Below are 19,199 nucleotides of genomic sequence, written 5' to 3'. Positions count from 1 at the left end.
CTCAGGCCTTGTCGCGCACGATCAGGTGGTTGCCCGGGCCCTGTTTGACTTCGAAACGGCCGGTCTTCTTGAGCAGGTCCGAAAGCTTCGCCGCGCCATAGGTGCGGGTGTCGAAGTCGGGATGCGACAGGGTGATGAACTGCCCCAGTTGCCCAAGCGAATACCATTCCTCCTCAAGCCCGATGCGCTTCATCGCGGCGACGACGATGGGGATGGCCTTCGAGGGCGGCAGCTTCGTCGTTTCGCTGCGTGGCGGCTCGGTGGCCGGGGTGCCGGGTTCCGGCGGCGAGGTGTCGGCTGGCGCGTTCTCGGCGCCGAGGTTCTCGACATAGATGAAGCGTTTGCAGGCGTTACGGAAGGCCTCGGGGGTCTTCTGCTCGCCGATGCCATAGACATCCAGCCCCTGCTCGCGGATACGCGAGGCGAGGCGGGTAAAGTCGCTGTCAGACGAGACCAGCACGAAGCCGTCGAACAGCCCCGAGTGCAGGAAATCCATCGCTGCGATCACCAGGCCGATATCCGAGGCATTCTTGCCCTTGGTGTTCGAGAACTGCTGATCGGCGACCATGCCAAGCGCGTTGACCTTTTTCGCCCACCCGGTCAGCCGGGCCGAGGACCAGTCCCCATAAATCCGGCGAACCGAAGCCTCGCCCAGACCCGAGATCTCTTCGAAGATGGATTCGGCATAGCTTGCGGGGACATTGTCGGCGTCGATCAGGACGCACAGACGGGGGGCGCGAGTGGCGGGCATGAGGTCTCCTTGAATTGGGGGCATCGTAGGTCATTGCCGCAGGCGCTGCCATGGGAAAGCAACCGCGCGAGTGCGGAAACGAAAACGCGCCCCCGAGGGGGCGCGTTGCCGTTTAGTCGATCACCTGAGAGATCAGGCTTTCTTACCCTTGTACGGCGCCCAGAGGCGCTTGTTGCTCAGGTAGAGCAGGACGGTCAGCAGGCCCAGAAGCATGACGGCGGTGAAGCCCATGTTCTTGCGGCCCATCAGCTTGGGTTCGGCGGTCCACATCAGGAAGGCCGAAACGTCCTCAGCCATCTGCTCGACAGTCGCCGGGGTGCCGTCTTCATACTCGACCAGGTCTTCCGAGAGCGGCGGGCTCATCGCGATCCAGCCACCCGGGAATGCGTGGTTCTCATAGAAGAACGAACCCGCTTCCTCTTTTTCCTCGCCGCTGAAGCCGGTGAGGATGGCGCTGATATACTCGGGGCCACCGATGCCGCGGACAAGCTGGTTGATGCCGGTGCCGTAGGGGCCGTGGAAGCCCGCACGAGCCTTCGCCATGAGCGACAGGTCCGGTCCCATGCCCTCGCCCTGGCGGGTCGGGAACATGTCGGTTTCCTTGCGCGGACGCGGCTCGCCGGTGTCCTTGTCGATGGCCTCGTCGAGTTCGGCCGCGAAGGCACGCACCCAGTCGGGGTTCATCTGCGGGCCGCCCTCATCCGCAAGCGAGCGGATCGGGACGAACTTGAGCCCGTGACAGCCGGCGCAGACCTCACGGTAGACCTGGAAGCCACGGCGCAGCTGCTGCTGGTCGTAGCGTCCGAAGGGTCCTTCGAACGAGAAGGCGATATCTTCGATATGCCCCTCGCTGCCCGCGGCAAAGGCCGAGCCGGCGCCAAGCACGAGCGCGGAAACGGCAGAGATCAGAAGTTTTTTCATGATTTCAGGTCCTGTTTCTTACTCGGCCGGGTTGCCGTAGTGGTTGTTGAAGTCTTCTTCGACCGTGGCCGGCATCGGCAGCGGCTTTTCGATGATGCCCAGAAGCGGCAGGATCACGAAGAAGTAGGCGAACCAGTAGGTCGCGCCGATCAGCGAGATGTAGGGGTAGATCCCGTCGGTCGGCATCGCGCCAACCCACATCAGCACGACGAAGTCGATCGCCAGCAGCCAGAACCACCACTTGAACATCGGACGGAACTGACCTGAGCGGACTTTAGAGGTGTCCAGCCACGGAGCCAGGGCCATCGCGATGATCGCGCCGAACATCGCGATAACGCCGAAGAACTTCGCGTCAACGATGCCGAAGGTGATCTTGTTGACCAGGATCACCGCCCAGACGTCGGCCGTGAAGGCCCGCAGGATCGCGTAGAACGGCAGGAAGTACCATTCGGGCACGATATGCGCCGGGGTCGAGAGCGGGTTCGCCTCGATGTAGTTGTCCGGGTGGCCGAGGTAGTTCGGCATGAAGCCGACGACCGCGAAGAAGATGGTCACGACGAGCGCGAGCGCGACGAGATCCTTCACCACGAAGTAAGGCCAGAAGGGCAGGGTGTCTTTCTGGGCTTCGGCTTTCGAGCCGCGACGCACCTCGACACCGGCCGGGTTGTTGTTGCCCGTGGTGTGGAAGGCCCAGATGTGAACGGCGACGAGGGCCGCGATCACGAAGGGCAGCAGGTAGTGCAGCGAGAAGAAGCGGTTGAGCGTGGCGTTGTCCACGGCCGGTCCGCCAAGCAGCCAGTCCTGGATCGCGGGGCCAACGCCCGGAATCGCGCCGAAAAGACCGGTGATAACGGTGGCGCCCCAGAACGACATCTGGCCCCACGGCAGCACGTAGCCCATGAAGGCGGTGCCCATCATCATCAGATAGATCACCATGCCGACGATCCAGGTCACTTCGCGCGGGGCCTTGTACGAACCGTAGTAGAGGCCGCGGAAGATGTGGATGTAGACGGCAAGGAAGAACAGCGAGGCGCCGTTGGCGTGCATGTAACGGATGGCGTAGCCGCCGTTCACGTCACGCATGATATGCTCGACCGAGGCGAAGGCCAGGTCCACATGGGGGGTGTAGTGCATCACCAGAACGATGCCGGTGACGATCTGAAGCCCGAGGCAGAAGGCCAGGACGATGCCCCAGATCCACCACCAGTTCAGGTTCTTCGGCGTCGGGATCATGATGGTGTCGTAAATCAGCGACACGATCGGCAGACGCGAATGCAGCCACTTCTCGATGCCCGTCTTGGGCTCGTAATGGTCGTGCGGAATTCCAGCCATTTAGCTTCTCCCTCAGCCCAGCAGGATCGTGGATTCATCGGTGAACTGGGCCACCGGAATATCGAGGTTGCGCGGCGCGGGGCCCTTGCGGATGCGGCCGGCGGTATCGTAGTGCGAGCCGTGGCAGGGGCAGAACCAGCCGCCGAATTCGCCAGCGTCGCCAAGCGGGACGCAGCCCAGGTGGGTGCAAACGCCCATCATCACCAGCCATTCGCCAGCGTCGTCGAGGGTGCGGTTCTCATCCGAGGCGTCAGCGCCCGGCTTGTTCGCATTCTCGGCCGACTGGTCGATAAGGGTGGTGACATCGACGGCGCGTCCGGCGTCGATTTCATCCGAGGTGCGGCGGCGGATGAACACCGGCTTGCCGCGCCATTTGACGGTCAGCTGGGTGCCGGGCTCGATGCCCGAGATATCGACGTAAATCGAGGCGAGTGCCTTGACGTCAGCCGATGCGTTCATCTGGTTCACAAGCGGCCAGACGGCCGCGCCCGCAACCACGGCGCCGGTGCCGGCGGTCGCGTAGTAGAGGAAATCCCTCCGGGTGCCTGCGTGATCTTCTGCGTGGGACACGTATCTTCTCCCTTCCCGGGCCTGAAAATCAGGCCGATACGACTTGCCGGGCCGCACTAAGTGCCGCCGAACATGGGGGGTTCTTTAGCAATCACAAACCTGTCAGTCCAGCAGACATTCACGTGCAGACGTGGCCAATTGCCGCGATGCAACAGTAGCTTGGGTGTTTTGCCGCAAATGGCGCGTATGTTTTGCGCAAACATTGCGAAAGCCCATGGCGCAAGGCGCTGAGGCCGCCAGTTCCCAGTTGCCGGTGCGACTCAGTCCGGGGCGAGCATGTATCCCAGCCCGCGAACCGTCTGCAGATAGCGCGGCTCGCGCGGGTCCGGCTCGATCTTGCGACGCAGGCGGGTGATCTGGACGTCGACGGCGCGGTCGCCTGCGCCCTCGTCCGAACTGCCAGCCCGATCGCGGCCCAACTCGTCGATCAGTTCGGCGCGGCTGACGACCTCGCCGGAATGCGCGGCGAAGATGCGCATCAGCGCGACCTCGGTTGCCGTCAGGCGCACCGGCGCTTCGCCCTGCCACAATTCGCCCCGGTCCTGATCGTAGCGCAGCGGCCCGAGGCTGATGTATTTCGGCCCGGTCTGAATTTCGGTCGGGACGCGCCGCAGGATCGCGTTGATGCGCAGCAGCAGTTCTTTCGGCTCGAAGGGTTTTGCAAGATAGTCGTCGGCCCCTGCCTCAAGCCCCTCGATCCGCTCACGGGTCTCGCCGCGTGCGGTCAGCAGCAGGACCGGCGTGGCCACCTTGCGGGCGCGCAGGTCGCGCGTCAGGCTCAGCCCGTCCTCGCCCGGCATCATCACATCAAGCACGATCAGGTTGAATTCCAGCCCCGCCAGCAGCCGCCGGGCATGGGCGGCATCGCGCGCAGCGGTGACCAGAAAACCGTTGCGTGCTAGGAATTTGTGCAAGAGCCCCCGGATGCGTTCGTCATCATCCACGATCAGCAAATGCGGAGAATTTGCCGTTCCGCCCATCAAGTGCCGTCCTTCATCATCTGGTAGTGTCGGCGCATCTCGAAATCCATCATCGCCTCAAGCACCTGGCGGAAGCCCGCGACGGCCTGCGGCCCGGCGGCGCGATAGGCCGCGCGCATCCGCTCGCGCTGCGCGCCCGAGAGTTCGCGCTCCAGCGCCTCGCCCTTTTCGGTCAGGAACAGATGCCGCTCGCGCTTGTCCTTGCGGCCCACGCGGCTTTCGACCAGCCCATCCTCGATCAGCGTGCGCAGCACCCGGTTGAGCGACTGCTTGGTCACGCCCAGAACCGACAAGAGGGTCGTCACCGTCAGGCCGGGCTGACGGTTGATGAAGTGAATGGCACGGTGATGGGCGCGCCCATAGGCGTATTTCTCGAGGATTCGGTCCGGGTCGGCGGTGAAGCCGCGATAGGCGAAGAACATCGCCTCGATCCCCTTGCGCAACTGCTCGTCCGTCAGGAACAGCAGGGTCTCGCCTCCCTGCGTGCCGCTGTCTGCCATTGATCACCCTCTCTTTTCGGTGACTTTATGTCAGCGATGTTGACTTTCCAAGAATCAATTGCTACCGAAGCCCACAATTTGCGCAATATTATGTCCGAAGCGGACATTTTCTGCGCAATATTCGAAAAACCGGGTGATCCGAAGGAGGATAAAATGGCCGGGGCTTATGATGATCGCGATGGCTGGATCTGGATGGACGGTCAGATGGTGGAGTGGCGTAACGCCAAGGTCCACGTCCTGACCCACGCGCTGCACTATGCCTCGTCCGTTTTCGAGGGCGAGCGCTGCTACAACGGCAAGATCTTCAAGAGCGTGGAGCATTCCGAGCGTCTGCACCGCTCGGCCAACCTGCTCGATATGGAGATCCCCTACTCGGTCGAGGAAATCGAGAAGGCCAAGTACGACATGCTGGCCGCCAATGGCTGGAAAGACGCCTATGTGCGCGCGGTTGCCTGGCGCGGCGCGGGCGACGACATGGGTGTCTCGGCCAAGCGCAACCCGGTCCGTCTGGCTGTGGCCGGCTGGGAGTGGGGCAACTATTACGGCGACGCCAAGATGAAGGGCGCCAAGCTCGACATCTCGAAATGGCGCCGTCCCGACCCCAAGACGATCCCGTCCGAGGCCAAGGCCGCCGGTCTTTACATGATCTGCACCATGTCCAAACACGCCGCCGAGGCCAAGGGCTGCTCGGACGCGCTGATGATGGATTATCGCGGCTATGTGGCCGAGGCGACCGGCGCGAACGTCTTCTTCGTGAAGAATGGCGAGGTTCATACGCCCAAGCCCGATTGCTTCCTCAACGGTCTCACCCGTCAGACCGTGATCCAGATGCTCAAGGAAAAGGGCGTCACCGTGCACGAGCGTCACATCGAGCCGGTGGAACTGGCCGGGTTCGAGCAGTGCTGGCTGACCGGCACCGCCGCCGAGGTCACTCCGGTGGGCCAGATCGGCGACTTCCACTTCGAAGTGGGTGCGCTGACCCGCGATATCTCGGAAAGCTATGAGCGTCTCGTGCGCGCCTGATGCACGAGAGCAGAAATGGAAAGGCGCGCCCCGGGGCGCGCCTTTTGCATTTTCGGTCTCGCGAAGCTCGGAACGGGCTCAGACTGCGTCCTTCTGCTCGCGGTCGATGCGCAGGAACTCCTGAACCTTGCGCGGGCTGCGATCTGCCGCCCGCTGGTTCAGCTCTGCCACCGCGGGATGGATACCTTTCTTGCGTTCGATATCCACGAATTGCTCGGTCCGGGTGCCTTCGGCCTTCGGGGCAGCGTGGTCGGTAATATGACGGGTCATCTTGGCCTCCTCAGCTTGCTCAGTGAGGAACCCTAGCACAACTCAGCCGATTCTGCGACCGGACCGGCTGCCGCATCCGGACCTAGCCCTGTGGGGTCATTACCTTTCGCTGCGCCGCGCGCTTCAGGCCCAGTTGCCGCTCGCGCCAGATGATCATCACGCCCGCCAGGATGATCAGCGTGGCACCTGCCAACATCACCAGAGTCGGCACCTCGTCGAAGACGAAATAGCCGATCAGCAGAGCGAAGATCATCGAGGCATAGTCGAAGGGCGCCACGATCGAGGCATCCGCGTAGCGGTAGCTGGAGGTGAGCAGAATCTGCCCCACGCCACCCAGCAGACCCGTTGCGACCAGCAGCGCGGCCTCGGTGGGCGTCGGCATGACCCAGCCGAAGGGAATGGTGATCAGCGACAGCAGGGTCGAGGTGATCGAGAACCAGAAGACGATGGCCGAGGTCCGCTCGGTCGCGACAAGCTTGCGGATGAAGACCTGCGCCAGCGCGGCACATAATGCCCCCATCAGCACCAGCATCGCGCCAAGTGCCTCGCGGTGGCCAGACTCGCCCACCGCGCCAAGCCGGGGCGAGAGCACGATCAGCACGCCCGCCAGCCCAAGCGCAACGGCGGACAGGCGGAAGGCGCGCACCTCCTCTCCCAGGAACATCGCGGCGAAGATCACGACAAGCAGCGGGCTCGCATAGCCGATCGCGGTGACCTCGGGCAGCGGCAGCAGCACCAGACCGGCAAAGCCGAAGCCCATCGCCGAGGTGCCGACAACCCCGCGCCAGACATGACCCATCGGGTTGGTGACACGCAGCCCCTGACCCAGCTCGCGCCGCCAGGCCAGCCAGCCTAGGATCACCGGAATCGCGAAGGCCGAACGGAAGAACACCGTCTCACCCGCCGGGATGGCGCCTCCGGTGGCCTTGATCAGCGCCGACATGACAATGAACACCAGCACCGAGACCAGCTTGAACAGGATGCCGGTCAGGGGCGAGTTCTGCAGGCTTGAAGCCGCCGGTATCGGGGTGCTCGGTTTCATGCAGCGACGGTAGCCCGGATGTTCGCGAAGAAAAGCGGAAAGGCTGTATCCCTTACAATTCTGCGCGCCGGATCAGGGTGCCAGTCGCTCGGCTGCCCAACGCGCGGCATCCGCCACCGCCTCATCGGGGTCGTCCCGCAGCGCCAGCGCCAGCGGCCGCAGCGCTTCGTTCGCCGAGTTGCCGATCGCATAAAGCACGTTGCGCACCATCCGGTCGCGCCCGATCCGCTTGATGGGCGAGCCTGCGAATCGCGCACGGAAGGCGGCATCGTCCAGCACGACCAGTTCGGCGAGTGTCGGCGCGCCGATCCGGTTCTCATAGCCGATCTCGCGCGCTTGGGCGGCAAACTTGTTCCAGGGGCAGGCGGCCAGACAATCGTCGCAGCCGTAGATCCGGTTGCCCAGATGCGGACGCAACTCGGGATCGACGGGTCCCTTGTGCTCGATTGTCAGGTAGGAAATGCAGCGCCGTGCATCCAGGCGGTAGGGCGCCGGAAAGGCCCCAGTCGGGCAGGCGTCGAGGCAGGCACGGCAATTCCCGCAATGGCTGACCTCGGGTTCATCGGGCGCCAGCTCCAGCGTCGTGAAAATCGCCCCCAGAAAGAACCAACTGCCCAGATCGCGCGCCAGCAGGTTCGTGTGCTTGCCCTGCCACCCAAGCCCCGAGGCCTGCCCAAGCGGCTTTTCCATCACCGGCGCGGTATCGACGAAAACCTTGATCTCGCCCTGAATTCCATGCCGTGTCGCTTCCTCAAGCAGCCAGCGCCCGACGCGCTTCAGCCGCTTCTTGACCAGATCGTGGTAATCCTTGCCCCGCGCATAAACGCTGATCGCCCCATGGTCCCGGTGCGCGACCGCCGCCATCGGATCCTCGTCGGGCGTATAGACCTCGGCCAGCATCACTACGGAACGCGCCTCGGGCCAAAGCGCCGCCGGGTCGCCGCGCCAGCCCATGCGCTCGGCCATCCAGCCCATCTGCCCGTGCATCCCGGCGTCAACGAAAGCCTCCAGCCGCCCCGCGATTTCGGGAACCGCATCGGGACGAGTCACGCGCAGCTTCGAAAACCCTTCCTCAAGGGCTTTCCTACTCAGCGCGGCTTTCAGATCCGTCACGGGTCTTTCCCTTCAATGTGGCGAAAATATCCCGGGGGTCCGGGGGCAGCGCCCCCGGTCGCGCTCAGAAATCCAGCTCGGCATATTGCGGCGAGGGCGGCATTCCCGGCAATTGATCGGCCAGCAAGGACCGGAAGGCCGGGCGCGACTTGATCTTGGCATACCAGTCCTTGACGGTTTCCGAGCGGTTCCAGTCCACGTCCGAGATATAGTCCAGACAGCTCAGATGCGCGGCCGCCGCGAAATCCGCCAGCGTCATGTTGTCCCCCGCCAGCCAGCGCCGCTGATCCAAGAGCCACCCCATGTAATCGAGGTGATACTTGATCGCGCCAAGCCCTTCCTTGACGGTCTTGCTGTCGGGATAACCCTTCTTCATGATCTTTTTCCAGACCCGCTCGCCCATCACCTTGCGGGTGACTTCCTCGTTGAACTTGTCGTCGAACCAGGCGCAGAGGCGGCGCACTTCATAGCGCGCCTCGGCGTCGCGCGGCATCAGGGGCGGCTGCGGAACGGTCTCTTCCAGGTATTCGCAAATCGCCTGGCTTTCGCTCATCACCCGGCTGTCGATACGCAAGACCGGAACTTTGCCCGCCGGATTGCGGCGCAGGAAATCGGGATGCTGTTCCCAGTAGCGCTCCTCGACCAGCTCGACCTCGATCTTCTTCTCGGCCAGCGTCAGCCGGACCTTGCGGCAAAAGGGCGAGAGCGCGACGTGATAAAGTCGGTTCATGAGGATACTCGGGTGAAACGGGTTTCTACCCTGATAGCGGGCGGGCGCGGGGCGTTCAATCCTTGCCGCCCGCTCCGCGCGCCTCTTGCCCGGATTTCCGCCGTTTCTTCGGCGCAGGCTCGGGCAGTGCTGCCTCCATGACCGCGATCAGGCCCTTCAGCCAGTTGGCATCCTCCCACTGGTCCGCCTCAACCCGCCACCAGGGCTTTGCGCCGGGATAGGGAAAACTCGCGACAGGATCGCCAAGATAGGCGCTGGCCTCGGGGATTTGCCGCACGAAAAGCGCATCGTCACAGAGCAGCGCGACTGTCTTGCCGCCCGCATAGACGGCATATTCGCCGAACATGCGCCGCAGCCGGACCCGATCCCCCAACTGCTCCAGCAGAAATGCCGCGGTTTCGGGGGATGTCGCCATCAGAAACTGCGCCGGGCGCGAAGCGCGGCCTGAATCGTGCCGTCGTCGAGGTAATCAAGCTCGCCGCCGATCGGCACGCCCTGTGCGAGGCTCGTGATCCGCAGATCGCGGCCCTCGAGTGCCTCGGCGATGTAATGCGCGGTGGTCTGCCCCTCGACCGTGGCATTGAGGGCCAGGATCACCTCGCGCACGCCCTCGGCGCCGACGCGCTCGATCAGTTTCGGGATGCCGAGTTCTTCGGGGCCGACCGCATCCAGCGCGCTCAGCGTGCCGCCGAGAACATGGTAGCGCCCCTTGAAGGCGCCGCCACGCTCCATCGCCCAGAGATCGGCGACATCCTCGACCACGCAGATCTCGCCGGTGGCGCGGGCCGGGTTCTCGCAGATGTCGCAGATAGCCCCGACCGCGATATTACCGCAACATGCGCATTCGCGGGCGGTCTCGGCCACATGGGCCATCATCTGTGCAAGCGGCGCCATCAACCCGGCGCGCTTGCGGATCAGATGCAGCACCGCGCGCCGGGCCGAGCGGGGCCCAAGCCCCGGCAGTCGCGCCATCAGCGCGATCAGCTCCTCGATCTCGTCGCGCGCGCCGCTCATCTCAGGTTGGCAGCGGCATGTCGGCAGGCAGGCCGAGTTCCTGAAGCAGCTTCTTCTGCTCTTCGATCTCGCGCAGTTTGGCCTTGTGCTGCGCTTCCTTGATCGCGGCCAGGATCAGATCCTCGACCACTTCCTTTTCCGAGGCCACGAGGATCGAGGGGTCAATCGACAGCCCGGTCAGCTCTCCCTTGGCCGTGGCGCTTGCCTGCACCAGCCCCGCACCGGATTCGCCCACGACGATGATCGTGCTCAGCTCTTCCTGAAGCGCCGCCATGCGCTCCTGCATATCCTTGGCGGCCTTCATCATCTTGGCCATGTCGCCCAGTTGGCCCAAGCCCTTGAACATCGTGTTCTCCTTAATTGTCCTCGAAAGGATCCCATTCGTCTTCGACCTCGGGCAGGGCTTCGGCCTGCTGCTCAAGAGCGATCTGTGCGGCGGTGGTGATATCGTCGAAGGCGGCCTTCGGGAAGGCCTCGAAAATAGCCGCAATCACCGGGTTCGAGCGCGCCTCGGCCTCGGCGGCACGGCGGTCGGCGTTGCGGATCTCGGCGATGGTTTCCGCGCCGCCCTCGGACACGATCGAAACACCCCACCGCGCCCCGGTCCAGCCCGCAAGCCGCTGCGAGAGCGTTGCCGCCAGATCGCGCGGCGCGTCCTCGGTCGGCTGGAACTCGATCCGGCCGGGTGCGTAACGCACAAGGCGCACGCATTTCTCGACATCGAGCAGCAGCTTGACGTCGCGCATCCGGCTGATCAGTTCGACCACGTCCTCGAAGCGGGCAAAGCGCGCCAGCGCGGTTTCGGTCTGCGCGGCCCGCGCCACGGCCGCGTTGCCCGCCCGCGCAACAGGCGTGCCATAGATCCCGCGCATGGTTGCCCCGGCCATTGGCTCTGCCTGTGCGGTCGGCCCATTCCCCGGCCCGCCGCCCGGCGCCGATCCGCGCCCGCTCGCGCCGCCCGGCCCGGACTGGATCTTGCGCATCAGCGTCTCAGGGTCCGGCAGGTCAGCGACATGGGTCAGTCGAATGATCGCCATCTCGGCGGCCATCATCGCATTGGGCGCATTGGCGACCTCTTCGATGGCCTTGAGCAGCATCTGCCAGAAGCGGCTCAGCACCCGCATCGGGATCGCGGCGGCCAGCGCCTGACCGCGCGTGCGCTCCTCGGGCGGAACGGTCGGATCGTCAGCCGCCTCGGGCGTGATCTTGATGACCGAGACCCAATGCGTGATCTCGGCCAGATCGCGCAGCACCGCCATCGGGTCGGCCCCGTCGGAATACTGTGAGCCGATCTCGGTCAGCGCACCCGCCGCGTCGCCCTTGAGGATCATGTCGAAGAGATCGAGCACCCGCGCCCGGTCCGCCAGCCCCAGCATTGCGCGCACCTGCTCGGCCGTGGTTTCGCCCGCGCCATGGGCAATCGCCTGATCCATCAGCGACATCGCATCGCGCACCGAGCCTTCGGCGGCGCGGGTGATCAGCGCCATTGCGTCGGGCGCAAGCCGCGCGCCTTCCTTCTCGGCCACACGGGCCAGATGGGCCATCATCACCTCGGGCTCGATCCGTTTGAGGTCGAAACGCTGGCAGCGTGAAAGCACCGTGACCGGAACCTTGCGGATCTCGGTCGTGGCGAAGATGAATTTGACGTGGGCGGGCGGTTCCTCAAGCGTCTTGAGTAGCGCGTTGAAGGCACTGGTCGAGAGCATGTGCACCTCGTCGATGATGTAGACCTTGTAGCGCGCCGAGGCCGCCCGGTAATGCACGCTCTCGATGATCTCGCGGATGTCGCCCACGCCGGTGCGCGAGGCCGCGTCCATCTCCATCACATCGACATGGCGCCCTTCGGCGATGGCCTTGCAATGCTCGCACTGCAGGCAGGGGTCGGTCGTGGCGCCGCCCTTGCCATCGAGGCCAACGCAGTTGAGGCCCTTTGCGATGATCCGCGCCGTGGTGGTCTTGCCCACCCCGCGAACGCCGGTCATCACGAAAGCATGGGCGATCCGGTCGGCGGCGAAAGCGTTCTTGAGCGTGCGCACCATCGCCTCTTGCCCGATCAGGTCGGCAAAGGTCGCCGGTCGATACTTGCGGGCCAGAACCTGATAGCCGGTCTCGGGCGTGTCGGACATGCGCGTCTCCTCTCGTCGCGCCGCAGTCTATCCGCGGGGCGGGCCAAGTCAAACCGATGTGGAGAGAGGGTGAGAGGCTGGACATCGACCCAAGCGGGGCTCGTTGCGGCTGCTTCCTTCCGGACCTGACCGGGTTGGCGAGGCGCTCGCCCGCGCCAACCTCTCGCGGGTCGATATAGGGGTATGTCTCCGGATTCGCAAGCCTTCCACCGTTACGCGGTACATTCTCGGTTGGGAAGGGAAGGGGGCGCTGCCCCCTCGGCGCTTCACGCCTCACCCCCGAGGTATTTCAACAAGGAGAAATGCCGCGTTCTTCTTGGCGAAAATACCTCGCGGGGGTCCGGGGGCGCGAAGCCCCCAGCTGTAGCGTCAGATCCCAAGGAGCGAAGGAACTTCGTGCATCGACGCGAAGATTTCTGCTCCTTCGGCGGCCAGTCTTGGATTGGGTCCATGAGGCGCGTACCCAAGGCAACGCATGCCCGCGGCACGGGCAGCCCGGGCGCCCGTCGGGCTGTCTTCGATAACGGCGCAGCGCGATGGATCGGCGCCAAGGCTGCGTGCCGCAATCAGGTAGAGGTCGGGCGCGGGCTTCGGACAGCCCAGATCCTGTCCCGAAAATAGCCGCCCCGCGAGCCGCGCCCTGATATCGGAGTGTTGCCCGAGGGTCGCCTCCATCTTGGCCATCCGGCCGTTTGAGCCGACTGCGTAGGGAATGCCCTTCGCGTCGAGCCTATCGAGGAGATCCCGTATCCCCGGCATAAGCTCTATCCCCGAGCGCAGGCGCGCGTAGAGCCTCTCATAATAGCTTTCCACCCAATCGGTGGGCAGATGGGCACCCAGAGCGCGGCCCTGACGGGCGACCCCTTCGATGGTGCCGCCGATGAACATCTGCTCCAGTTCCGCGATACTGAGCTTGAGGCCGTAGGTGGCGAAATCCTCCTGGATCAGTGCAAAGGTCGCGGGTTCGCTGTCGACAAGGACGCCGTCGCAATCAAAGAGAACGGCCGATGGTTTCATGCGGGCATCCGGGCTAGGGTAACGAGCGTGTCGCCATACTTGCGCTGGTCGATCTGTTCGAGCGGCGCAGGCACCGCGGGGGGCAGGCTTTCTTCCCAGACGATCATCGCGCCAGGCGCGATCCAGCCGTTCTCGAGGCAGGAAGCCAGGGCTTTCTCCCCCAACCCCTTGCCATAGGGCGGGTCGAGGAAGATCAGATCGTAGCCCGCGCCCCGGCAGGGCCCCATGTTCGTCGCATCGCGTCGCCACACATCGGTCATGCCCATGGCCCGCATCAACTCGATATTGCGGCGCAAGAGCGCGCGCGATGCCGCGCCGTCATCGACGAAAGCCACCCGCGCCGCGCCGCGCGAGAGTGCTTCGAGCCCGAGTGCGCCGGTGCCGGCGAAAATGTCCAGCACGCGCGCACCGGGCACCGGGTTGCCGTGGGTGCCGTTGATGAGCAGGTTGAAGATCGACTCGCGCACGCGATCCGTCGTCGGACGCAGATGTGCACGCGCGTCGCCTTCGCCCACCTCGGCCAGTTTCAGGCCGCGTTTCTCGCCTCCGATGATCCTCATTTCATCAACGCCTTCAGGTCGGTCGTAGAGGCAACCTCGTCCGGTGAGACCTGCTTGCCCCCCTCGATCAGACGTTTACCGATCATGTAGGCGCGGGCGTCGTTCAGCGCGTCGACCGCGATCAATCGCCCTGCGCGGAAGTACCAGAAGCTTTGGCCATCACCGCCTCTGGTCACGACCTGATCGTACCCCGCGTTGAGGCCGGCGATTTGCAGCTTGGCGTCGAATTGGTCCGACCAGAACCACGCTTTCGGAGCATAGGCGCGGCTCGCCCCCAGCATGTTCTCGGCCACGGTCTCGGCCATGTCGATGGCATTACCCACCGATTCCAACCGGATGCGCCCATCTGCGGAGAGGAACGAGGCGCAATCGCCCGCCGCCCAGATCGCCGGGTCCGAGGTGCGGCAGTGGGCATCCACCTTGATCCCGTTCTCGACCTCCAGACCTGCTGCCTCGGCGAGGGCGCTGGCCGGGGTGACGCCAATCCCGACGATGGCGAAATCGGCCTCGATCACCCGGCCATCGGCCAGCTCTGCACCGGTCACGCGGTCGGCTCCGGTCAGGCGCGTGAGGCCGGTGCCCTCGATGATCTCAACTCCATGGGAGGTATGTAGCGCGCGGATCGCGTCGGCTGTCTCAGCGCAGGCCACGCGCCCAAGGATGCGCGGAGCGGCCTCGATCACGGTGACGGTCAGCCCAAGCTTGCGGGCGACGGCGGCGGCCTCAAGCCCGATATAGCCCCCGCCGATCACCACAAGGCGCCGCCCCGCGACAAACTCGGGCGCCATAGCATCGACATCGGCCAAGGTGCGCACGACATGAACGCCGGGAAGGCGGCCGCCGATGCCCTCCGGCAGCCAGCGCGGCGTGGCGCCGGTGCAGAGCGCAAGCTGGTCATAGCCAAGCACCTCGCTGCCCATCCGCACCTGCCGCGCGGCGCGGTCGATCGCGGTCACGCGCGTGCCGGTCATCAGGCGGATGTTGTTGGCAGCCCACCAGTCGTCAGCGCGCAGGGTCAGCCGCTCCAGCGGCATATCGCCGAGCAGATAGGCCTTCGAGAGCGGCGGGCGCTGGTAGGGGGGCACCGGTTCGTCGCCGATGATCGTCACCTCCCACGCATAGCCAAGCGTGCGTAGCTTTGCCGCCATCGAGGCCGCCGCCTGCCCGCCCCCCACAATCACGATGCCTGCCATACCATCACCTCTGGTCACTTTCCGCGCCGACCCTATATCCTCCGGGCAAACCTGTGCAACGCGAAGGGAGAAACACATGGGTATTACGGTAGGGGACAAGCTTCCCGGCGCCACGCTGCTGAAAATGGGAGAGAACGGGCCGGAAGCCGTCGATCTGGGCGCCAAGCTCGCGGGTCGGCGCGTGGTGCTGTTCGGTCTGCCGGGGGCCTACACCGGGCCTTGCACGACCGCCCATGTCCCCTCGTTCATCCGCACCAAGGACAAGCTGATGGCCAAGGGTGTGGATGAGATCATCTGCCTCGCGGTCAACGATCCCTTCGTGCTCAAGGCCTGGGGTGAGTTCACCGGCGCGACGGCGGCGGGCATCACCATGCTGGGCGATTCGGAATGTGCCTTCACCAAGGCGATCGGGATGGATTTCACCGCCCCGCCGATCGGCCTGATCAACCGCTCGTCGCGCTACGCGATGCTGGTCGAGGACGGTGTCGTCAAGGTACTCAACAAGGAGGAGAACGGCGGCGTGTGCGAAACCTCTTCGGGCGAGACGATGCTCGAGTCGTTCTGACAAGGGCAGGCGGGGGCGGCGCGCGCAGCGCGCCGCCCCCGGGCGCCTGCGCAGGCAGGCGCAATCAGGCCTGACCGCAAAGACAGGCGATGGGCTGCGAATGGTCCTGCTCGATCACCGCCTCGGACGGCAGCGCATCCAGCGCGCGGGCCAGTTCCACATCGAGAATGCTCATCCCGCCGCAGCTATGCGTGCTGAGCGTGACATCCACGACATTGAACACGTTGCGCCAGTCCGGGTGGTGGTTCATCTTCTCGGAGATCAGCGCCGCGCGGGACATGAACCCCCAAGCCTGTGAGAAACTGCGGAATTTCCAGACCTTGCGGATCGCGTCCGCCTCCGGGTCGGCGCGCCAGCCGGTCTCTTCCAAAGGTGGCAGCAGAGCCTGCCGCTCATCGAGGGAAAGAAGTTCAACCTTCGCCATGGTATCCTCCTTTTTTATCCACATAGCGCGCCGCCGCGGTCGGCCAAGCATTTCTTAGCCGCCGCGAAACGGACCAAGATCGGTGAGTGCGGCGATATCTTCCTGAACGGCCGCGCGCTCGGCCTCAAGATAATCCGCGACGGCGTGGCGCAGGCCCGGGTGCCCGATCCAGTGCAGCGAATGGGTCGGCACGGGAAGGTATCCGCGCGCCAGTTTGTGTGCGCCCTGGGCCCCCGCTTCAACCCGCGCCAGCCCCTGCGCGATGGCCCAGTCCACCGCCTGATGGTAGCAAAGCTCGAAGTGCAGAAAGGCATGGTCTTCGACGCAGCCCCAGTAACGGCCGAAAAGTGCCTCGCGCCCGATCAGGTTCAGCGCCCCGGCGACGGGCTGGCCATCGCGCTCGGCGATCACCAAAAGCACATCGTCGCGCATCTCGTGCAGCAGATCGAAGAACGCCCGCGTCAGGTAGGGGAGACCCCACTTGCGGCTGCCGGTGTCTTGATAGAATTCCCACATCGCCTGCCAGTGCGCGGGCTCGATCGCCTCGCCGGTCAGCGCGCGGATCGTGCCGCCGAAAGCCTGCGCCCGCGCGCGCTCCTTGCGGATGGCCTTGCGCTTGCGCGAGGACAGATCCTCCAGGAAATCGTCGAATGAACCATAGCCGCGGTTGAACCAGTGAAACTGCTGGCCAAGCCGATAGAGGTAGTCGGCGCCGGTGCCGAGGGCAGCCTCATCTGCGGTGCAGAAGGTGACATGGGCCGAGGAGATCCCGGCATTGGCGGTGATCTGCGCCATTCCCGCCAGCAGCGCCGCGCGCCCCTCGGCCTCATGCCCCGGTCGGGTCAGCAGCCGCCGCCCGGTGACAGGTGTGAAAGGCACCGCGCATAGCAGCTTGGGATAGTAGCGCCCGCCGGCCCGCTCGAAGGCATCGGCCCAGGAATGGTCAAAGACATATTCGCCCTGGCTGTGCGACTTGAGGTAAAGCGGCGCCACGGCGATGATCTCACTGCCTTTCGAGGCGATCATCGGGCGCGGCTCCCACCCGGTTCCCGGCCCGACCGAGCCGGAGGTCTCAAGTGCGCTCAGGAAACGGTGGGTGGTGAACGGGTCGCGGGCGCGCCCGTCCTCGGCCTCGGGACAGGCGCAAGCGTCCCAGACCGCCGCCGGGAGTTCGCGAACCCCGGATAAAAGCGTGATTTCAACTGCTTCGCTCATGCCTTTTCCTTTTGCCAAAGGTGGCATGACGTGGCGTCACGTCAAGGGAGCGACGCTGCATATCCCTCGAACGTGACATTCTGGGCGACCTTGCGCGCACGGGCCTCGGCATCGGTGGATCGGATCGTCCAGCACAGGATTGCCGCCCCCTGCGATCTCAGTTCGGTCACGCGCGCGGAGCCCAGATCGGCCGCCTCGTGCGAGATGAAGCAGGCCCCCACGGCGTCATAATCGGGGATGAGCGCCAGCCGCGCACGTACTGCGGCGGGCAGCAGCGGCCAGCCCTCGGCGCGATAGGCCGAGGTCGTCAGGCCGACCGGAACCCCGGGCGCCGCCGCGTGGAAGGCTGCCACCGAATGCGGATTGAAGGACATCACCGCAACCGGTCCCTGATAGTCGCGAAGGGCCTCGGCGACGGCGCGCTCCATCGGGCCAACATCGGTCCCCATTGCGCCGTCCTGGTCCTTGAGTTCGATCAGCAGCGGAACGGCGCCGCCGACGATCTTGAGCACCTCGGCCAATGTAGGAATGCCATCCTCGGCATCAAGCAGGCTGGTGGCGCCAAGTTCGCGCGCGGTAAAGGCCCGCACGCGGCCCGGCACGCCGGTCAGACGGCGTAGGTCGTAGTCGTGAAACACCATCGGCACCCCGTCGGCCGAGGGCTGGATGTCGATCTCGATCCCGTACCCCGCCGCAACCGCCGCGCGCACGGCAGCGCGGCTGTTTTCGGGGCGGCCCGCTGCACGGTCATGCAACGCGCGATGCGCGATCGGGGCGCGCAGAAACGCCTCGGGCAGCATCATTCGACCTCGAAGATCCCCTCGATCTCGATGGCGACGCCAAGCGGCAGAGAGGCCGCCGAGACCGCCGAACGCGCATGGCGTCCTGCCTCACCGAAGACCTCGACCATCAGGTCGGAGCAGCCGTTGATCACCTTGGGCTGGTCGATGAAGTCAGGGGTCGAGTTCACGAAACCCACCAGCTTGACCACACGCTTGATCCGGTCGAGATCGCCAAGCGCGGCCTTGGCCTGCGCGATCAGCGCCAGCCCACAGAACCGTGCAGCCAGCGCGCCCTCGCTCACATCCATATCGGCGCCAAGGCGGCCCTTGATCAGCCCCTCGGGGCCGTTCGAGATCTGGCCCGAGATAAACAGCTGGTTTCCGCTGCGCACGAAGGGCACGTAATTGGCCGCGGGCGCGGGCGCGCCGGGCAGGGTGATGCCGAGTTCGCTCAGGCGGGCGTCGATGCGGGACATGAAAAACCTCCGTGCTGGTGTTGCACGGAGGTTAGGCGCAGGCGCGTGGACGCTCAAGAGCCGTTATGCACCGCAATGGTTTGCGGGATCGCCGGTCCGGCCAGAACCTGCGAGAGTTTCGCGGAGGCGACGCGGAAGGCCTTGGTGATCGGGGTCAGCATGAGGGCAAGGAAGCTCATTTCCCAATAGATGGTCAGCGGGATGACGGCGAAGATCATCAGGCCCTGCGCTTCGGTCAGGGACTCGACCGGCAGCAGCAGGATGACGGCAGCCGAGGCGCCGATTTCGATCAGCAGGGCCACGGTCAGCAGGATATGCGCCATCAGCGCCTGCTTGATGCCCACCGGATGATAGAGCCAGTCGGGTACCCGGTGCCGCAATGCCAGCCCCATGCTCGGGATCAGCGAGCCAAACAGCACCGCCGCCAGCAAGAAGATGTTGTCGCCGCGCATGATCGCCATCGGCATCAGCACGAACCCCGCCGCGAAAACCCCGATCCCATGCAGACCCGTCAGGCGGGCGCTGGAGGCGTGCATCATTTCGGAGGTCTTGGACAGGAACTTCATGGCCGGAGTCCTTTCTATCGGGCTCCTTA

At 64.9% G+C, this 19,199-nt stretch carries 24 protein-coding genes and 1 other RNA gene; 2 read left to right on the top strand and 23 right to left on the bottom strand.

Going from position 1 to position 19,199, the window contains the following annotated elements; all coding sequences use genetic code 11:
* Position 1: 1 nt before the first annotated feature.
* The 6 genes from N3C64_RS11065 to N3C64_RS11040 all read right to left on the bottom strand — a co-directional run bounded on the left by N3C64_RS11065 (position 2) and on the right by N3C64_RS11040 (position 5,054).
* Positions 2-751: an NYN domain-containing protein gene (locus N3C64_RS11065; protein ID WP_260014412.1), complete on the bottom strand. Its 750-nt coding sequence runs from the start codon at positions 749-751 to the stop codon at positions 2-4.
* 132 nt (positions 752-883) lie between these two features.
* Positions 884-1,675 carry a cytochrome c1 gene (locus tag N3C64_RS11060; RefSeq protein WP_218630640.1) on the bottom strand — a complete coding sequence of 264 codons (792 nt, stop codon included), beginning with the start codon at positions 1,673-1,675 and terminating at the stop codon, positions 884-886.
* 15 nt (positions 1,676-1,690) lie between these two features.
* Positions 1,691-3,004, bottom strand: a complete 1,314-nt coding sequence (gene petB, locus N3C64_RS11055; protein ID WP_218630557.1) for a cytochrome b — start codon at positions 3,002-3,004, stop codon at positions 1,691-1,693.
* A gap of 12 nt (positions 3,005-3,016) precedes the next feature.
* Entirely contained in the window at positions 3,017-3,574 is a 558-nt protein-coding gene (petA, locus tag N3C64_RS11050; protein ID WP_218630556.1) for a ubiquinol-cytochrome c reductase iron-sulfur subunit, read from the bottom strand.
* A gap of 260 nt (positions 3,575-3,834) precedes the next feature.
* Complete coding sequence (locus N3C64_RS11045; RefSeq protein WP_218630555.1) at positions 3,835-4,554, bottom strand: response regulator; 720 nt, start codon at positions 4,552-4,554, stop codon at positions 3,835-3,837.
* Entirely contained in the window at positions 4,554-5,054 is a 501-nt protein-coding gene (locus N3C64_RS11040; protein WP_218630554.1) for a MarR family winged helix-turn-helix transcriptional regulator, read from the bottom strand. Before N3C64_RS11040 ends, N3C64_RS11045 begins: the two co-directional genes overlap by 1 nt.
* A 153-nt stretch (positions 5,055-5,207) precedes the next feature.
* Between N3C64_RS11040 and N3C64_RS11035 the strand changes: the two genes are divergently transcribed.
* On the top strand, positions 5,208-6,077 hold the full coding sequence (locus tag N3C64_RS11035) for a branched-chain amino acid aminotransferase (RefSeq protein ID WP_218630553.1): 870 nt from the start codon (positions 5,208-5,210) through the stop codon (positions 6,075-6,077).
* Positions 6,078-6,155: 78 nt separating this feature from the next.
* On the opposite strand, the gene N3C64_RS11030 is transcribed toward N3C64_RS11035, so the two are convergent.
* The 12 genes from N3C64_RS11030 to N3C64_RS10975 all read right to left on the bottom strand — a co-directional run bounded on the left by N3C64_RS11030 (position 6,156) and on the right by N3C64_RS10975 (position 15,142).
* Positions 6,156-6,347, bottom strand: a complete 192-nt coding sequence (locus tag N3C64_RS11030; protein ID WP_218630552.1) for a hypothetical protein — start codon at positions 6,345-6,347, stop codon at positions 6,156-6,158.
* A gap of 82 nt (positions 6,348-6,429) precedes the next feature.
* On the bottom strand, positions 6,430-7,389 hold the full coding sequence (locus tag N3C64_RS11025) for a DMT family transporter (protein ID WP_260014407.1): 960 nt from the start codon (positions 7,387-7,389) through the stop codon (positions 6,430-6,432).
* A gap of 72 nt (positions 7,390-7,461) precedes the next feature.
* Positions 7,462-8,502 carry a tRNA epoxyqueuosine(34) reductase QueG gene (queG, locus tag N3C64_RS11020; RefSeq protein WP_260014406.1) on the bottom strand — a complete coding sequence of 347 codons (1,041 nt, stop codon included), beginning with the start codon at positions 8,500-8,502 and terminating at the stop codon, positions 7,462-7,464.
* A gap of 64 nt (positions 8,503-8,566) precedes the next feature.
* A complete protein-coding gene (fzlA, locus tag N3C64_RS11015) occupies positions 8,567-9,232 on the bottom strand; it encodes an FtsZ-binding protein FzlA (RefSeq protein WP_218630549.1) in 666 nt (221 codons plus the stop codon).
* Between the two features lie 55 nt (positions 9,233-9,287).
* A complete protein-coding gene (locus tag N3C64_RS11010; RefSeq protein ID WP_260014405.1) occupies positions 9,288-9,647 on the bottom strand; it encodes a TfoX/Sxy family protein in 360 nt (119 codons plus the stop codon).
* Positions 9,647-10,246, bottom strand: coding sequence for a recombination mediator RecR (gene recR / locus N3C64_RS11005; RefSeq protein ID WP_260014404.1), 600 nt, complete (start codon positions 10,244-10,246; stop codon positions 9,647-9,649). Before recR ends, N3C64_RS11010 begins: the two co-directional genes overlap by 1 nt.
* 1 nt (position 10,247) lies before the next feature.
* Complete coding sequence (locus N3C64_RS11000) at positions 10,248-10,592, bottom strand: YbaB/EbfC family nucleoid-associated protein (protein ID WP_260014402.1); 345 nt, start codon at positions 10,590-10,592, stop codon at positions 10,248-10,250.
* 10 nt (positions 10,593-10,602) lie between these two features.
* Positions 10,603-12,372, bottom strand: coding sequence for a DNA polymerase III subunit gamma/tau (locus tag N3C64_RS10995; protein ID WP_260014400.1), 1,770 nt, complete (start codon positions 12,370-12,372; stop codon positions 10,603-10,605).
* A 67-nt stretch (positions 12,373-12,439) separates the two neighbouring features.
* Positions 12,440-12,538: signal recognition particle sRNA small type (gene ffs / locus N3C64_RS10990), an RNA gene on the bottom strand.
* 203 nt (positions 12,539-12,741) lie between these two features.
* A complete protein-coding gene (locus N3C64_RS10985) occupies positions 12,742-13,389 on the bottom strand; it encodes an HAD family hydrolase (protein ID WP_260014398.1) in 648 nt (215 codons plus the stop codon).
* Positions 13,386-13,949, bottom strand: a complete 564-nt coding sequence (gene rsmD, locus N3C64_RS10980) for a 16S rRNA (guanine(966)-N(2))-methyltransferase RsmD (protein WP_260014397.1) — start codon at positions 13,947-13,949, stop codon at positions 13,386-13,388. The genes N3C64_RS10985 and rsmD overlap by 4 nt, the downstream gene beginning before the upstream one ends.
* On the bottom strand, positions 13,946-15,142 hold the full coding sequence (locus N3C64_RS10975) for an NAD(P)/FAD-dependent oxidoreductase (RefSeq protein WP_260014395.1): 1,197 nt from the start codon (positions 15,140-15,142) through the stop codon (positions 13,946-13,948). Before N3C64_RS10975 ends, rsmD begins: the two co-directional genes overlap by 4 nt.
* A 76-nt stretch (positions 15,143-15,218) precedes the next feature.
* Here N3C64_RS10975 and N3C64_RS10970 point away from each other — a divergent pair, with 76 nt between their 5' ends.
* A complete protein-coding gene (locus tag N3C64_RS10970; protein WP_218630541.1) occupies positions 15,219-15,707 on the top strand; it encodes a peroxiredoxin in 489 nt (162 codons plus the stop codon).
* Between the two features lie 64 nt (positions 15,708-15,771).
* Here the strand turns inward: N3C64_RS10970 and N3C64_RS10965 are convergent, their stop codons facing one another.
* The 5 genes from N3C64_RS10965 to N3C64_RS10945 are packed head-to-tail and all read right to left on the bottom strand — an operon-like array spanning position 15,772 to position 19,170.
* On the bottom strand, positions 15,772-16,131 hold the full coding sequence (locus tag N3C64_RS10965) for a 4a-hydroxytetrahydrobiopterin dehydratase (protein WP_260014393.1): 360 nt from the start codon (positions 16,129-16,131) through the stop codon (positions 15,772-15,774).
* Between the two features lie 54 nt (positions 16,132-16,185).
* Positions 16,186-17,346, bottom strand: a complete 1,161-nt coding sequence (locus N3C64_RS10960; protein ID WP_260014391.1) for a GNAT family N-acetyltransferase — start codon at positions 17,344-17,346, stop codon at positions 16,186-16,188.
* 41 nt (positions 17,347-17,387) lie between these two features.
* The gene (locus tag N3C64_RS10955; RefSeq protein WP_260014389.1) at positions 17,388-18,149 is read right to left on the bottom strand and encodes a glycerophosphodiester phosphodiesterase family protein; all 762 of its coding nucleotides are present in this window, start codon (positions 18,147-18,149) and stop codon (positions 17,388-17,390) included.
* Complete coding sequence (locus N3C64_RS10950; RefSeq protein WP_260014387.1) at positions 18,146-18,604, bottom strand: RidA family protein; 459 nt, start codon at positions 18,602-18,604, stop codon at positions 18,146-18,148. Before N3C64_RS10950 ends, N3C64_RS10955 begins: the two co-directional genes overlap by 4 nt.
* Before the next feature lie 53 nt (positions 18,605-18,657).
* Positions 18,658-19,170 carry a hypothetical protein gene (locus N3C64_RS10945; protein WP_218630536.1) on the bottom strand — a complete coding sequence of 171 codons (513 nt, stop codon included), beginning with the start codon at positions 19,168-19,170 and terminating at the stop codon, positions 18,658-18,660.
* Positions 19,171-19,199 lie beyond the last annotated feature (29 nt).

It is taken from the genome of Sedimentimonas flavescens, from assembly GCF_025154035.1.
Taxonomy (GTDB): domain Bacteria; phylum Pseudomonadota; class Alphaproteobacteria; order Rhodobacterales; family Rhodobacteraceae; genus Rhodobacter; species Rhodobacter flavescens.
Note: the sequence above shows the minus strand (reverse complement) of the source record. Positions and strands in the feature narration are given on the sequence as shown.